The sequence below is a fragment of the Acinetobacter sp. YH12211 genome, from assembly GCF_013418015.1.
Lineage (GTDB): Bacteria > Pseudomonadota > Gammaproteobacteria > Pseudomonadales > Moraxellaceae > Acinetobacter > Acinetobacter towneri.
Window position 1 is genome coordinate 63632 of the sequence record NZ_VPCW01000002.1, and the last position, 15354, is coordinate 78985.

The 15354-nt window shown below is 43.2% G+C and carries 13 protein-coding genes; 6 read left to right on the forward strand and 7 right to left on the reverse strand.

What is annotated here, in order from left to right; translation table 11 throughout:
• Nucleotides 1–158: 158 nt before the first annotated feature.
• A complete protein-coding gene (locus FTU98_RS01305) occupies nucleotides 159–1643 on the forward strand; it encodes an OmpA family protein (protein WP_180050159.1) in 1485 nt (494 codons plus the stop codon).
• A 270-nt stretch (nucleotides 1644–1913) separates the two neighbouring features.
• Here FTU98_RS01305 and FTU98_RS01310 read toward each other — a convergent pair whose 3' ends face one another.
• From FTU98_RS01310 to FTU98_RS01340, 7 genes are all read right to left on the reverse strand, one after another.
• Nucleotides 1914–2552 (reverse strand): CoA transferase subunit B, encoded by a 639-nt coding sequence (locus FTU98_RS01310; RefSeq protein ID WP_004971544.1) that lies wholly within the window; start codon nucleotides 2550–2552, stop codon nucleotides 1914–1916.
• Between the two features lie 3 nt (nucleotides 2553–2555).
• Entirely contained in the window at nucleotides 2556–3260 is a 705-nt protein-coding gene (locus FTU98_RS01315) for a CoA transferase subunit A (RefSeq protein ID WP_179991195.1), read from the reverse strand.
• A gap of 101 nt (nucleotides 3261–3361) precedes the next feature.
• Entirely contained in the window at nucleotides 3362–4264 is a 903-nt protein-coding gene (locus tag FTU98_RS01320; RefSeq protein ID WP_178318497.1) for a hydroxymethylglutaryl-CoA lyase, read from the reverse strand.
• Nucleotides 4261–6255: an acetyl/propionyl/methylcrotonyl-CoA carboxylase subunit alpha gene (locus FTU98_RS01325; protein ID WP_167845930.1), complete on the reverse strand. Its 1995-nt coding sequence runs from the start codon at nucleotides 6253–6255 to the stop codon at nucleotides 4261–4263. The genes FTU98_RS01320 and FTU98_RS01325 overlap by 4 nt, the downstream gene beginning before the upstream one ends.
• A gap of 15 nt (nucleotides 6256–6270) precedes the next feature.
• Nucleotides 6271–7068 (reverse strand): enoyl-CoA hydratase/isomerase family protein, encoded by a 798-nt coding sequence (locus FTU98_RS01330; RefSeq protein ID WP_004971533.1) that lies wholly within the window; start codon nucleotides 7066–7068, stop codon nucleotides 6271–6273.
• Nucleotides 7069–7079: 11 nt separating this feature from the next.
• A complete protein-coding gene (locus FTU98_RS01335) occupies nucleotides 7080–8681 on the reverse strand; it encodes a carboxyl transferase domain-containing protein (protein ID WP_131272722.1) in 1602 nt (533 codons plus the stop codon).
• Nucleotides 8682–8714: 33 nt separating this feature from the next.
• A complete protein-coding gene (locus FTU98_RS01340) occupies nucleotides 8715–9887 on the reverse strand; it encodes an isovaleryl-CoA dehydrogenase (RefSeq protein WP_092818465.1) in 1173 nt (390 codons plus the stop codon).
• A 148-nt stretch (nucleotides 9888–10035) separates the two neighbouring features.
• Between FTU98_RS01340 and FTU98_RS01345 the strand changes: the two genes are divergently transcribed.
• From FTU98_RS01345 to FTU98_RS01365, 5 genes are all read left to right on the forward strand, one after another.
• Complete coding sequence (locus FTU98_RS01345; protein ID WP_180050162.1) at nucleotides 10036–10662, forward strand: TetR/AcrR family transcriptional regulator; 627 nt, start codon at nucleotides 10036–10038, stop codon at nucleotides 10660–10662.
• Nucleotides 10663–10760: 98 nt separating this feature from the next.
• Nucleotides 10761–12449: an AMP-binding protein gene (locus FTU98_RS01350; protein WP_180050165.1), complete on the forward strand. Its 1689-nt coding sequence runs from the start codon at nucleotides 10761–10763 to the stop codon at nucleotides 12447–12449.
• Between the two features lie 191 nt (nucleotides 12450–12640).
• The gene (gene bioB, locus FTU98_RS01355) at nucleotides 12641–13633 is read left to right on the forward strand and encodes a biotin synthase BioB (protein WP_180050168.1); all 993 of its coding nucleotides are present in this window, start codon (nucleotides 12641–12643) and stop codon (nucleotides 13631–13633) included.
• A gap of 60 nt (nucleotides 13634–13693) precedes the next feature.
• Entirely contained in the window at nucleotides 13694–14380 is a 687-nt protein-coding gene (locus FTU98_RS01360) for a class I SAM-dependent methyltransferase (RefSeq protein WP_004971520.1), read from the forward strand.
• Between the two features lie 82 nt (nucleotides 14381–14462).
• Entirely contained in the window at nucleotides 14463–15260 is a 798-nt protein-coding gene (locus FTU98_RS01365) for a thioesterase family protein (protein ID WP_104851802.1), read from the forward strand.
• Nucleotides 15261–15354 lie beyond the last annotated feature (94 nt).

Below are 15354 nucleotides of genomic sequence, written 5' to 3' on the forward strand. Positions count from 1 at the left end.
GCTGGCTTTTTTATGCGATTGAAAAATAGAAAGCCAACACTCCGTTGACGCAAATTTCATAACAAAATCAAAACACCACAATTTATTACATTTGTTTAAATTTTAAGCATATACACTAAAAAACAACTTGAAAACAAAGACAAAAAAGAGGGCTGTATATGCAAACAGATTTTATTGACCTACTCAAACAAAGTGTCTCATCTATTGTATTAGAAGGGGAAACCCAGCATTTGCTTGAAAAAAATCAGGCACTGAATAGCTTTTATCCCATTTTATTGTCTATTTTAAATTCACGTCCTGAATTAATAGATAATTTGCATCGACAGCTTAACCCTCGTGTGGGCGATGTCTTTGGTTCAAACTTGTCTTTAAAACAGCAGTTTATGGATATGGTGAGTGGCACAGCACCACAAGCCGAAATTGAAAATACACTGAATCGTTCAATTGCACCTAGCTTAAACTTTCTTGAAAATCAGGCAGGCTCATCAGACCCAGTTGCGATTCAACATTTATTGCAAAACAATTTAGATTCAATTCAGGCAGCTTTACCTCAATGGGCAACAGCATTATTGGCCGCTTTAGGTGTAAATAATGCTGCAGGGCAGACTGTGCACCAAGCGCCAGAAGTGGTTGTGGCTGAACCCGTAGAAGAACGTCGTTCTTGGTTATTGCCAATTTTGGCTTTAATTATTTTAATTGGCTTATTGGCATTTTTATTCCGTGCATGTAGTGACCGTGATCAAGTCCCTGCAACCACGCAGACACAAGTGGCTGCCAATCAGGCTGCAATGTTACAAGTCAGTACGGGCAGTGATGGCAATTTAATTACCTGTCAAATTTTGCTGAATAATCCAAGCTATATGGAAATTTTACAAAAAGAGGTTAAGCAAATTTTCAATCATCCAACGGGTTGTGGTGCGGAAAATTATGCAAATTATCACTCAGAGTTTATTGATCAAGACGTTATTCCAAGTGTTTTAAAAATGCTGAAGGGTGTACCGAATGTCAATTTAAACTGGGTAGGTAATCAACTTTCAATTCAGGCAGCTAATCCTGCTGATGCAGAGCGCTTGGCGAGTCAAATCCGTCCATTGGCTAAAAACATGACGGTGGTAACTCAGCAACCGGTAGAAACTGCGCAAACAGATGTCAATCATGCTGTTACTACAAGTATTAGCAATGCTGAACAGGCTTTAGCTGCGATTAATCCTGACAATATTCAAGCCTTGGATATTGCGACTGCATTGAACATGCAAATTATTAATTTTGACTCTGCATCTACACAAATTCCAGAAGCCAATAAGTCTATTTTAGATCAGGCTGCGGTATTGATGCAGCGTGCATCACAAGTTCATTTAACGGTCAAAGGGCATACCGATGCCGTGGGTGATGCCAATGCCAATAAAACCTTGTCACAACAACGTGCGCAGGCTGTGGTGGATTATTTGGTATCACGTGGTGTAAACCCAGGTCAGTTGCAAGCAGTTGGCTTTGGTTCAGAGCAGCCGATTGCGGCAAATGCAACGCCAGAAGGTCAATTTAAAAACCGCCGTATTGAGTTTGAAGTCTTGAATGTAGATACAGGCACGGTGCGTAGTGTGGAAGATGCTGGCGTGGTAGAGCAAAAGGCGCCTCGATCTTAAAATAGGTCTATTTTCTTGTAAGCCTTCACTTTGCAAAGTGAAGGCTTTTTTATTGTGGATCAATCCCGAAGTATTGTGCAAATATCGAAATTGAAAGTGATTTTTTAAATGATTTTTGGTTTAGTGGAATCGTTTTATAAATCAGTGATTTATTGGTTTTGTTGAGTGGAAAAGTATAGGAGTCAAAATAAACTCTCTCCCTTGTATTAAGTTTTAAAGCAGTGCATCAAAACTTGCAAAGGAGAGGGTTATTCACTCGAGATAAATTCATCAAGCTGCGACTTTTTGTAAGGCAACACCTGTGACTTTTTGAATTTCATCAAAACTGACATCGGGTGCAAGTTCAATCAACTTTACGCCTTGTGGAGTAATATCAAGCACGCCTAAGTCGGTAATGATACGATGCACCACCGCTTTACCTGTGAGTGGCAAACTGCACTGCGATACAATTTTAGGCGTACCATCTTTGGCACAATGTTCCATCAGCACTACAACTTTTTGTACGCCTGCAACCAAATCCATTGCACCGCCCATACCTTTAACTTTCTTGCCGGGAATCATCCAGTTGGCAAGATCGCCTTGTTCAGAAACTTCCATTGCCCCTAAAATAGCGATATTGACATGCCCGCCACGAATCATGGCAAAGGAATCTGCGCTAGAGAAAAAAGCCGCACCTTTACGCGCTGTCACAGTTTGTTTACCTGCATTGATCAGGTCGGCATCTACAGTTTCGGCAGTTGGGAACTCACCAATGCCAAGCAAGCCATTTTCGGACTGTAACCAGACATTGATATGTTCAGGAATATAATTGGCGACCAGTGTGGGTAAGCCAATGCCTAAATTGACATAAAAACCATCTTCTAATTCTTGTGCAGCGCGCTGCGCCATTTGATTACGCGTCCAAGCCATGTCTTAAGCCTCCGCCTTTAAAGTCATTTGTTCAATCCGTTTTTCTGGGCTTGCATTGAGGACAATGCGGTTCACATAAATACCAGCTAAGTGGATTTCGTCGGGGTCTAAATCGCCAATTTCAACGATTTGTTCAACTTCGGCAATGGTGATTTTGCCTGCCATAGCACAAACAGGATTAAAGTTTTGTGCTGTTTTACGGAAAATAAGATTACCCGCTTTATCTGCTTTGTAGGCTTTGACCAAAGCGACATCTGCAGTCAAAGATTCTTCTAAAATATAATCTTTGCCGTTAAATTCACGGACTTCTTTGCCTTCTGCAATGACAGTGCCTACACCTGTTTGGGTGAAAAATGCAGGAATACCTGCACCGCCTGCGCGTAGTTTTTCTGCCAGTGTGCCTTGCGGGGTGAGTTCAACTTCCAATTCACCGCTTAAAAACTGGCGTTCAAATTCTTTATTTTCGCCGACATAAGATGAAATCATTTTTTTGATTTGTTTGGTTTCAAGCAATAAGCCTAAACCAAAACCATCGACGCCAGCGTTATTAGAAATACAAGTCAGTTGTTTGACGCCTGTATCTTTTAACGCAGCAATCAAGGCTTCAGGAATACCGCATAAACCAAAACCGCCCACCGCCAAGGTATGCCCATCTTGAACCACGCCATTTAATGCAGCTTGTGCGCTGTCATATACTTTATTGGACATTTGTCACCTCTATTTATTCTCTGCACGGCATTCACTTGCCATGTTGTGTTGTTGTCATCCTTGTCGCTTATGTTCCAAAGTTATTGAGGATGAAATGGGTTTTAAGCACAAACCTTTTGCCAGTAGGCATTGGCATAGTGAGATGGATTATTGCGCTGTAAGACATTGCTGATGTTACGACTAGCTGTCATCAGCGGTTCTAACCGCACACCTGTTTCAAAACCCATCTTGGACAGTAAATAGTACAAGTCTTCGGTAGACACATTGCCCGATGCACCTTTGGCATACGGACAGCCACCCAAACCAGCAATGGATGAATCAAATACACGAATGCCTTGTAAGAGCGATTGATAAATATTGGCAATCGCCATGCCGTAAGTATTGTGAAAATGACCTGCTAAAACTTTGGCATCGACCTCTGCCAAACATGCATCCCAGACTTTTTGCACACGGTCAGGGGTTGCTGTACCAATGGTTTCACCCAAAGACACTTCATAGCAGCCCATGTCCAATAATTGCTGTGTGACTTTTGCGACTTGTTTCGGGTCAATTGCGCCTTCATAAGGACAGTCCACCATACAAGACACATAACCACGCACGCGAATGTTGTGCGCTTTGGCTTGACGCATGACATCGCTAAATTTTTCCAAACTTTCTTCAATTGAACAGTTGATATTTTTTCGGGTAAAGCTTTCAGAAGCGGCGGTAAACACGGCAACTTCTTTGCAACCCACCGCCAAAGCCGACTCAAAACCTTTTGAGTTTGGGGTCAGTAAACTGAATTGAATGTTTGGGTTTTGTGGCAGGCTGGCAAACAGCACATCGCTGTCTGCCATTTGCGGTACCCATTTGGCCGATACGCAAGAACCGACCTCAATGCTGCTTAAACCTGTTTGCATTAAATCCAAAATCAGGTTTTTACGGTCTGCCAAAGTGAGTGGCGTTTTCTCATTTTGCAGACCATCTCGTGGGCCAACCTCTACAATTTTGACAAATTCAGTCATGCAACTTCCTCCGTCAAGGCTTCAAATTCAACCAGTTCATCGCCTGCTTTGACCTGATCGCCCGCTTGGAAGTACGAACTTGCCACAATGCCATCGAAAGGCGCACGAATTGAATATTCAATTTTCATGGCTTCCAGTGTCATCAGTACATCATCTTTTTTCACACGGGCATTGGCTGCCACCAAAACTTGGGTGATTACACCCGGCATTGGTGCAGTCAGATTGTTGGCATTGTCTTGTTGATCATCGCTGTTAAAGTTTGCTTGTACATAGCTAAACACATGACGCTGACCGTTTTGGAACAGGGTGATGCCTTGCGCATGTTGGTTAAATGCTATTTTTTGTTGCTGACCATTGATACAAACCTGTAGACGATGTGCATCCAAAAGCTCGCCTTGAACGCTCAGCGTTTGCCCATTGTAGTGAGCCTCAAAACCAGAAGTGCATGGTTTTAACTGGATTTTGAGTGTTTGGTCATTGCACTGTAATTGCACTGTGTGGGCGCTTTGCTGATTTAAGCGCCAGAAGTGGTCTTTTTGCCAAACCGCGTTGTTTGCCGCTTTGTTGTTTTGAATACGAGAAAGTACATCAATTAACGCAGCTGCAACGACAGTTTCTGTAGCGACTTCAGGTTTTGCGTTAAGTAAAAATGCTTCCTCACGTTGAATAAGCCCTGTATCCAAATTGGCATGTTTAAAGGAATCACACAGCACCAAACGATCCAAGAATGCAATGTTGTTGCCTAAACCATCGACGTGGAACTGACCTAAAGCATGGTGCATTTGCGTTAATGCTGCTTCACGGTTTTTACCCCAAACAATCAGTTTGGCAATCATTGGGTCGTAGTAGGTGCTGATTTCATCACCTTCGACAATCCCGCTATCGACACGTACGGCATCATTTTGCTCTGGATAATGCAGATAGCTGATTTGACCAATGGCAGGAATAAAGCCTTTTTCTGGTTCTTCGGCATACACACGCGCTTCAAGGGCATGACCATGAATTTGCAATTCATGTTGCTGTTTTGGCAATGGCTCACCAAAAGCAACTCGCAATTGCCACTCAACCAAGTCTTGCCCTGTAATCATTTCTGTGACGGGGTGTTCGACCTGCAAGCGGGTATTCATTTCCATGAAATAAGCAGTACCGTCTTGCTCGACAATAAACTCTACCGTACCTGCGCCCACGTAATTTACAGCACGTGCGGCATCAATTGCGGCTTGGCGCATAGTTTCGAGTTTATCTTCTGGCATTTTTGGTGCAGGTGCTTCTTCAAGCACTTTTTGGTGGCGACGTTGTACCGAGCAATCACGTTCAAACAAATGCACGTAGTTGCCGTGAGTATCGCCAAAAACCTGTACTTCAATATGACGTGGTTGAATCACATAGCGTTCAATCAGCACATCTTCATTACCAAAGCTAGAACGTGCTTCACTTTTACATGAAGCGAGTGAGCTGAGAAAGTCTTCACTGCGTTCTACTAAACGCATGCCTTTACCGCCACCGCCTGCACTGGCTTTAATGAGCACAGGATAACCAATGCTGTCGGCTTGTTGCTTTAAAAATGCCGCATCTTGATTGCTGCCGTGGTAGCCCGGAGTTAGTGGCACACCTGCTTTTTCCATCAAGGCTTTAGAGGTTGCTTTTAGACCCATCGCCAAAATGGCTTCAACTGGCGGGCCAATAAAAACAATATTGTTGTCTTTACAGGCAAGTGCGAATTGGTCATTTTCAGATAAGAAACCATAACCCGGGTGAATGGCTTGTGCACCTGTGCTTTTGGCTGCCTGAATAATACGTTCAACTTGCAAATAACTTTGTGCCGCAGGCGATTCACCAATATAAATGGCTTCGTCTGCCAGTTTAACGTGTTGTGATTGCGCATCGGCATCTGAATACACCGCGACAGTCGCAATCCCAAGTTTTTTTGCGGTACGAATTACACGGCAGGCAATTTCACCACGGTTGGCAATTAAAATCTTTTCAAACATCGTGCGATCCTTCTTTTATTCTGCCGTGGTCTTGATCCAAGCCGGGCTTTGTTTATTTAAAAAAGCATTTAAGCCATTTTTCGCCTCAGTTCCTTGGCGAACATGTGCAATATGCTGTGCAGTTTGTTGGAGTAAATCTTCGGTCAAAACTTGATGATTAACCATCTGAATCAGTTGTTTAGAAGCATGTTGCGCTTCTGGGCCACCAAGCAATAAGGCTTGCACAATTTCATCAATTTTGCTGTCTAAGTCTTCGGCTGAAGTGACTTCATGCGCTAAACCAATTTGCTGTGCCTGTTCTGCAGAAATACGCTCTGCCGTTAAAAAGTAACGTGATGCCTGACGTGCGCCAATCGCACGAATGACGTAAGGGCTAATGGTAGATGGTGCTAAACCTAAACGTACTTCAGAGGTCGCAAACTTGGCATCGGTGCTGGCAACGCAAATATCACAGGCAGCTGCCAAACCCATACCACCACCAAAGGCAATACCATGCACACGGGCAATAGTCGGTTGTTTTAACGTCGCTAAACTTTGCAGCATTTTTGCCAGTTTTAGGGCATCGGCTTGATTTTCTGCTGTAGAAGCTTGACCTGCCTGTTTCATCCAGTTCAAATCTGCACCTGCAGAAAAGCTTTTGCCGCGTCCTGCCAAAATCACCACTCGAATATCATCACGGCTATTCAGTGCCTGAAAGCAGGCGTGTAATTCTTCAATCACCTCTGTATTGAAAGCGTTATGCAATTCCGCACGATTAATCCAAACCGTAGCCACTTGGTTGTTCTGTTCGAGCTGTAAAAACTGATAATCCATTTTGTCACCTCTTACATGCGGAACACGCCAAATTTGGTCGGTTGGATTGGTGCATTTAGGGCAGCAGCCAAACTTAAAGCCAACACTTCACGCGACTGAGCAGGATCAATCACACCGTCATCCCATAAACGTGCAGAAGCATAATATGGATGACCCTGACGCTCGTATTGATCACGAATTGGCTGTTTAAATTGGTCTTCTTCTTCGGCAGACCAACTACCGCCTTTGGCTTCAATCTGATCACGCTTTAAGGTAGACAATACGCTCGATGCTTGTTCGCCACCCATCACTGAAATACGTGAGTTTGGCCATGTCCACATAAAACGTGGTGAATAAGCACGACCACACATCCCGTAGTTACCTGCACCAAAAGAACCGCCAATCACCAAAGTCAGTTTAGGCACATTGGCTGTGGCAACCGCCATCACCAGTTTGGCACCATTTTTGGCAATGCCTTCATTTTCATATTGGCGTCCAACCATGAAGCCTGTGATATTTTGAATAAATAACAGGGGAATGTTGCGTTGGGTGCATAGTTCAATAAAGTGTGCGCCTTTTTGTGCCGACTCGGAAAATAAAATACCGTTGTTGGCAATAATCCCGACAGGCATACCATATAGTTTGGCAAAACCTGTAATTAATGTGGTGCCAAAGCGCGCTTTAAATTCATCAAAACGTGAACCATCGACAATACGGGCAATCACTTCACGTACATCAAACGGTTTACGCGCGTCAGTCGGAACAATGCCATACAGTTCAGAGGCATCGAATAATGGTGCTTCTATATGCTCAGGCTGCGGGTTTGGCTTTTTATTTAAATTGGCAACGATGTTGCGGGCAATTGCCAAGGCATGTTCATCATTTTCTGCCAAATGATCGGCTACACCTGAAAGGCGAGTGTGTACATCGCCACCACCCAAGTCTTCGCTGCTAACCACTTCACCTGTTGCGGCTTTAACCAGCGGTGGGCCGCCCAAGAAAATTGTCCCCTGATTACGCACAATGATGGTTTCATCTGACATGGCAGGGACATACGCACCGCCTGCGGTACAACTTCCCATCACAACGGCAATTTGGGCAATGCCCATGCTCGACATGCGGGCCTGATTATAGAAAATACGTCCGAAGTGATCACGGTCTGGAAAGACTTCATCTTGTAGTGGCAAATATGCACCGCCTGAATCGACCAGATAAATACAGGTCAGGTGATTCTGTTCGGCAATTTCCTGTGCGCGTAAATGCTTTTTCACCGTGAGTGGATAGTAAGTTCCGCCTTTTACGGTGGCATCGTTGGCAATGATCATGCAGGTCACGCCATTCACTTGACCGACGCCTGCAACGACACCCGCAGCAGGTACATCGTCCTGATAGACCTGATACGCAGCCAACTGACCAATTTCAATAAATGCAGTACCCGGATCAATCAGGTGGTCAATCCGTTCGCGCGGCAGCAATTTGCCACGGTCTAAATGTTTTTGGCGTGCCGTTTCGCCACCACCCAAAGCAATTTTTTGGACTTTTTCTCTGAGGTCATCGACTAGGCTTTGCATCGCAGCTTGGTTGTTTTTGAACTCATCGCTGCGAATATTAATTTTGCTCTGTAATTGATTCATGCCAACATCCTTGTCTATTCTTGTGATTTATTTTTAGGCAGTTTCGTTAAACAGTTCACGGCCAATCAACATACGGCGAATTTCTGAAGTACCCGCACCAATTTCATAGAGTTTGGCATCACGCCATAAACGTCCTGCAGAAAACTCATTGATATAGCCATTGCCGCCCAAGGTTTGAATGGTTTCACCTGCCATCCATGTGGCTTTTTCGGCAGCGTATAAAATGGCACTGGCTGCATCTTTACGTAAACTGCGGCTGTGTTCAGCTTTGTCACATTCTGCACCAACGGCATAAACCAGTGCTTTACATGCCAACCAGGTCGAATACATATCGGCGATTTTGCCTTGCATGAGCTGGAATTCACCCAATGCCTGACCAAACTGTTTACGCTCATGAATATAAGGAATCACGGTGTCCATGCAGGCATCCATAATGCCCAGCGGCCCTGCACTTAAAACTGCACGTTCATAGTCCAGTCCACTCATCAGCACTTTTGTACCATTGCCCACACCGCCCAAGACGTTTTCTTTTGGTACTTCAACATTGTCAAAGAATAGTGGATAGGTATTCGAGCCACGCATTCCCAGCTTGTCTAAATGGCTGCCGTGACTAAAACCTGGCATGGTTTTCTCAATCAAGAAAGCAGTCATGCCTTTGGCGCCCGCCTGTAAATCAGTTTTGGCATACACCACCAAAACATCGGCATCCCCACCATTGGTAATCCACATTTTTGAGCCGTTAAGCAAGTAATGATCGCCTTTATCTTCTGCTTTCAGTTTCATGCTGACCACGTCTGAGCCTGCGTTCGGTTCAGACATTGCCAAAGCGCCGACATAATCGCCTGAAACCAGTTTTGGCAAATAGCGCTGCTTCTGTTCTTCTGTCCCATTTCGCTTAATTTGGTTCACACATAGGTTAGAATGTGCACCGTAAGACAAACCAATGGATGCTGATGCACGAGAAATTTCTTGCATGGCAATGATGTGAGCCAAATAGCCTAAGTTGGTGCCACCGTATTCTTCACTTACGGTTAAGCCAAGTAAGCCCATATCACCAAATTTTTTCCAAAGCTGGGCAGGGAACTCGTTATCACGATCGACCTGTTGTGCAATGGGTGCAATTTCTTTTTTACAAAAAGCAGCGATTGAATCACGCAGTGCGATTAAGGTTTCATCCAAACCGAAGTCTAAGCTTTGTAAATTCATGTATTCATTCATCCTGAGGTTATATTTGTTGTTCCTAAAACAAGCATTGTTGTTGTGCTTAGGTTCTAACATACATCGAAAATTTAAAAAAGTGAACTAAAATTCACAAAATGATTTACAATTCATTTTATCTGGTTGAGAATAAGATATGAGTTATAAAAGATCATCATTGATGCAGGAACGTATGGAACAAAATCGCAACGCGATTTTAGATTCTGCTCGTGAACTTATTGCTCATGGGGGCTTTAAAGAAGCGTCTATACAAGCCATTGCAGAACGCGCAGGTGTGTCTACAGGTTTGGTGTATCGCTACTTTGAAAATAAAAGTCAGATTTTGATTGAAGTTTTATCGGATGCGATTCGTCGTGAGGTCGAAATTTTGGACCACATTGCGAAGTCAGATTTAAGTGCAAAACAAAAATTGCAAAAATCTGTTACAACTTTTGTGAAGCGTGCGATGAACAGCCCTCAATTGGCGTATTCGTTAATGTTCGAGCCTGTAGACCCAGAAATGGAACATGAGCGTTTTCGCAGTAAACAACTGATCAAACAGAGCATCAAGGAAATTTTGGCTGAAGGAAAAGTCAATGGTGAGTTTGATTTTGAAGATTTGAACACTGCCGCTTTAGGTGTGGTTGGCTCCATGACCTTTGTAGTGATTGAACCTTTAAACCCGTCTCGCAATGTGATGTTTGATCAAAATTATAAAGATTACTTTGTCAAACAAATTGCCGACTTTTGTGTAAATGCAGTGCGAAAACAGCAGGGAGGGTAGTAAAAACAACGCACAAAACAGGCAAAAAGTAATCGTCGTCATAGAACAATTAGTCATGTTGGAAAACAGAATTACAAAGAATCAAGGAGATCGATTCAATGACACAAGTACGGTTAAGTTATGCCTATGGCACCAGTAATCAGCCTTTGTTAGGCATGACCATTGGTGAAAAGTTTGATCAGGCTTGCCAGCAATATGCAGATCAGGATGCTTTGGTAAGCGTGCATCAAAATGTGCGTCTGACCTATAAGCAACTGCAGCAACAGGTCAATGCCTTTGCCTGTAGTTTGTTAAAACTCGGTTTTAAAAAAGGTGACCGCCTTGCCATTTGGTCTCCGAATTGTGTGGAATGGACGATCACTCAATTCGCAGCCTTTAAGGCAGGGGTGATTCTGGTGAATTTAAATCCTGCCTATAAAAGCAATGAACTGGAATTTGTGCTCAATAAAGTTTCTTGTAAGGGTTTGGTGATTGCATCGCAGTTTAAAAGCACCAATTATCAGGAAATTTTAACCAAAATTGCTCCAGAGCTGTGTCAGGCAGACAACAAAGTGCTCAATGCTAAGCGCTTACCACATTTAAAGCATGTGATTAAAATTGATGATCAAGCCCAGACAGGAATGCATCGTTTTCAGGATTTGCTGCCAAGTCCAACCACACACATGCTGAAAAAGCTGGATCAAATTGCCAGTGAATTGCAATTTGATGAAACCATCAATATTCAATTTACCTCGGGCACGACGGGCAACCCCAAAGGTACCATGCTGACCCACAATAACATTTTAAATAATGGTTACTTTGTAGGCGAGGCGATTCATTTAAGTCCGCAAGATCGTGTCTGTATTTCAGTGCCGTTATTCCACTGTTTTGGGATGGTGATGGGGAATTTGGCCTGTATCACACATGGCTCAACCATGGTCTATCCATCTGCAGTGTTTAATCCACTCGATACCTTAAAAGCCATTCAGCAAGAAAAATGCACGGCCGCTTATGGTGTACCGACCATGTTTATTGCCATTTTAGAGCATGAACAGTTTGATGAATTTGATTTATCTAGCTTGCGTACAGGCATCATGGCAGGCAGTCCGTGTCCGCAAGAAATTATGCAACGCGTCATCGACCGTATGCACATGGCGCAAATCACCATTTGTTATGGCATGACCGAAACAGCGCCTGTGAGCGCACAAAGTTCGACTGAAGATTCGGTGGAACGTCGAGTCAGTACGGTGGGGCGTGTACATCCACATCTGGAAGTAAAAATTGTCGATGAAGAAGGCAAAGTCGTGCCGCGCGGACAGTTAGGAGAATTGTGTGTGCGTGGTTATTCAGTCATGCTGGGTTACTGGGATGAACATGACAAAACCCAAGAAGTCATTGATGTTGCACGTTGGATGCACACAGGCGACATTGCAGAAATGGATGATGAAGGCTTTGTAAAAATCAAAGGTCGCATTAAAGATGTGGTGATTCGTGGCGGTGAAAACCTGTTCCCGAAAGAAATTGAAGATTTCTTATATACTCACGATGCGGTCTGCGATGTGCAAGTAATTGGCGTGCCAGATCATCGTTATGGTGAAGAACTATGTGCCTGTATTATTTTGCATGAACACCATGAATGTACCGAAGAGGTAATTCGCCAATACTGTGCAGAACACATTTCACACAATAAAGTCCCACGTTATGTGCGCTTCTTTAGTGAATTTCCAATGACCGCTTCAGGCAAGGCACAGAAATTTAAATTACGTGAATTTATGCGTGAAGAATTAAATTTAAAGGAAATTGCTTAAGGCATTATTTCAGCTATTTACTGCTGCAAGATCGACCTTTTAATTTTGTCAGCACACACCCTTTATTTCTCACGCAGAGATAAAGGGATACTCTATACAGGAATAATCACACTAAAAATATATCGCATGCTCGGCTTAATAAAAGATGGCACAAGTTTAAGCATGATGCGTGATAATCAAGGATGAAAATAATGACCGTACGCAATGATTGGACTCGAGAAGAAATTCAGCAGTTATATGAACAGCCTTTTCTGGATTTAGTCTTTGAAGCACAGCGTGTGCATCGCCAACATTTTGCTGCCAATACCGTACAAGTCAGTACCTTATTGTCTATTAAAACAGGCAAATGCCCTGAAGACTGTAAATATTGCTCGCAGTCTGCGCATTATGATTCACAGCTTGAAGCTGAAAAACGTATTGCAGTGGATAAAGTCATTCAGGAAGCCAAAGAAGCTTTAGCATCAGGTTCTTCACGTTTTTGTATGGGCGCTGCTTGGCGTAATCCGCATGAACGCGATATGCCCTATGTTCTGGAAATGGTGCGTGAAGTCAAAGCTCTGGGCTTAGAAACTTGCATGACTTTAGGGATGTTAAACCAATCGCAGGCAGAACGCTTAAAAGATGCAGGCTTAGATTATTACAACCATAACCTAGACACATCGCGTGAATATTATCCGAATGTCATTAGTACTCGTAGCTTTGATGACCGCTTAAATACTTTGGATATTGTGCGTCAAACAGGTATGAAAGTGTGTAGTGGCGGTATTGTCGGTTTAGGTGAAGACACCCAAGACCGTATTGGTTTATTACATGAATTAGCGACTTTACCGTTACATCCTGAATCTGTGCCGATCAATATGTTAGTTCCGATTGAAGGTACACCATTGGCTGAAGTAGAAAAACTGGATGTGATTGAGTGGATTCGTACCACTGCAGTTGCACGTATTATCATGCCAAACAGCTATATTCGTTTATCTGCAGGGCGTGAATCATTATCTGATTCAGATCAGGCGTTGGCATTTATGGCAGGTGCGAACTCGTTATTCTCAGGTGAAAAGCTTTTGACCACACCAAACGCATGCGAAGGCAAAGACAAACAATTGTTCCAAAAATTAGGCTTAGTGCCTGAACGTGCCAAGCCAACCGTTTCGGAATTGTCGGTAGATGCAATGGCTGTGGCTTAAGCAGATCTTGAAAAAGACTCAGATATTTAATGTCAGTAAATTAAAGAAGAATCATGTGATATGGCAAAAGATTTTCACAGTGCAACTGTGGTTGCAGGCTATGACAGTCATATTCGGAAACTCATTCCCGGATATGAATTGGTACATCAACACATCAATGCAATTTTAAGTAGTCATTTGCCCGAAACAGCACAAGTTTTAGTGGTGGGGTGTGGCACAGGCTATGAGTTGCAGTATTTACTGCAGCAACATCCACAGTGGCAATTTACGGCCATCGACCCATCTTTAAGCATGTTACAGCAGGCAGAAAAAAACATTCAGTCTGTGGCAGGGCATGAGCGAGTACGTTTTATACAGGCAGATACCCACCAATTTGCCCAACAAGCGCAGGTTGAAAATTTGCAGTTTGATGCGGCATTGGCGATTTTGGTGGCGCATTTTGTGCCAGTCGCAGAAAAAACATTATTTTTTCAAGATATTTACCAAACATTAAAACCTACAGCGATTTTATTAAGCTATGATCTGATGCAGCAGACTGAAAATATAGAACTGCGCTGGATGCAGAATTTGGCTTTGGATTGTGGTTTAACTACGACTCAAGCGGAAAAAATGCTTGCACGACTGGCCGATGATTTTCATTTAATTATGGCAGATGCGCAGGCAGCATTGCTTACTCAAGTGGGTTTTCGTCAGTGTAAAACATATTGTCAACTTATGAATTATTATGGTTTTTTTGCAGAGAAATAGTTGATAAATAACATTATTTAGTCAGTAATCTTTGTAGTAAAAGTATCCGCACAAGAAAAGTTAGATCAGGGAAAGAGAAAAAATGTCAGCATATTACACTTTACTCAAACGTGAACAACATGCCGATGGTGGCTGTACTGCGCACTATCGTTGCAACATTCATGCACAAGGCGCGTGGAATCCGCATGAACAACACATGGCACCTGCAACGGGTATTTTGTGTGCAGAACTTGAGCAATTTATGCCGCGTGATGATATGCGAATTGGTCGGGTCGGTTTAGATATTTTTGGCTTAATTGCCTTTGGTGAATTTAGTATCACCACCCGTATGATTCGACCGGGTAAAACCATTGAGCTGATTGAAGCGGAAATGTGTGCTGAAGGAAAAACCTGTATTGTGGCGCGTGCATGGAAAATGAAAACCTCAGATACACGCGCAATTGCAGGATTGGAAGATTTACCGATAGAAAACCCTGAATATTTGCCCGATTGGGATGGCATGCGTTGTTGGCCGGGCGGCTATATTCAAAGCATTGAAACCCGTGCGCATTTAGATCGTCGTGCAGGTAAGGGCATCGTTTGGTTAAGAAACCAATTGGATATGGTTGAAAATCAAAGCACATCTAGTTTTGTGCGTTTATTGGGGATGGTGGATACCGCCAATGGCGTAGTGCCACGTTTAGACCCGAATGCGGGTTGGGGTTTTCCAAATTTAGATTTGCAAATGCATTTACACCGTTTACCGCAAGGCGAATGGCTAGGCTTGGAAGTAACACAACAATATGGTGAAGATGGTATTGGCTTAACGAGTGCAGTTTTGCATGATACTCAAGGGCCATTTGGACGTAGTGAGCAGATTTTAACTTTGCGTCAATTCTAAATCTATTCGATATCAAACAAAAAACATCAGGACGAATTGCTTCGTCCTTTTTTTATTGGCATGCTGTGTGCAGATTATTTCATCTTATTTTATC

Coding starts and splice junctions, on each gene's coding strand:
- FTU98_RS01345 (WP_180050162.1), top strand. CDS start 10,036: ATGAGTTATAAAAGATCATCATTGATGCAGGAACGTATGGAACAAAAT.
- FTU98_RS01340 (WP_092818465.1), bottom strand. CDS start 9,887: ATGAATTTACAAAGCTTAGACTTCGGTTTGGATGAAACCTTAATCGCA.
- FTU98_RS01310 (WP_004971544.1), bottom strand. CDS start 2,552: ATGGCTTGGACGCGTAATCAAATGGCGCAGCGCGCTGCACAAGAATTA.
- FTU98_RS01360 (WP_004971520.1), top strand. CDS start 13,694: ATGGCAAAAGATTTTCACAGTGCAACTGTGGTTGCAGGCTATGACAGT.
- FTU98_RS01315 (WP_179991195.1), bottom strand. CDS start 3,260: ATGTCCAATAAAGTATATGACAGCGCACAAGCTGCATTAAATGGCGTG.
- FTU98_RS01305 (WP_180050159.1), top strand. CDS start 159: ATGCAAACAGATTTTATTGACCTACTCAAACAAAGTGTCTCATCTATT.
- FTU98_RS01320 (WP_178318497.1), bottom strand. CDS start 4,264: ATGACTGAATTTGTCAAAATTGTAGAGGTTGGCCCACGAGATGGTCTG.
- FTU98_RS01350 (WP_180050165.1), top strand. CDS start 10,761: ATGACACAAGTACGGTTAAGTTATGCCTATGGCACCAGTAATCAGCCT.
- FTU98_RS01330 (WP_004971533.1), bottom strand. CDS start 7,068: ATGGATTATCAGTTTTTACAGCTCGAACAGAACAACCAAGTGGCTACG.
- FTU98_RS01335 (WP_131272722.1), bottom strand. CDS start 8,681: ATGAATCAATTACAGAGCAAAATTAATATTCGCAGCGATGAGTTCAAA.
- bioB (WP_180050168.1), top strand. CDS start 12,641: ATGACCGTACGCAATGATTGGACTCGAGAAGAAATTCAGCAGTTATAT.
- FTU98_RS01365 (WP_104851802.1), top strand. CDS start 14,463: ATGTCAGCATATTACACTTTACTCAAACGTGAACAACATGCCGATGGT.
- FTU98_RS01325 (WP_167845930.1), bottom strand. CDS start 6,255: ATGTTTGAAAAGATTTTAATTGCCAACCGTGGTGAAATTGCCTGCCGT.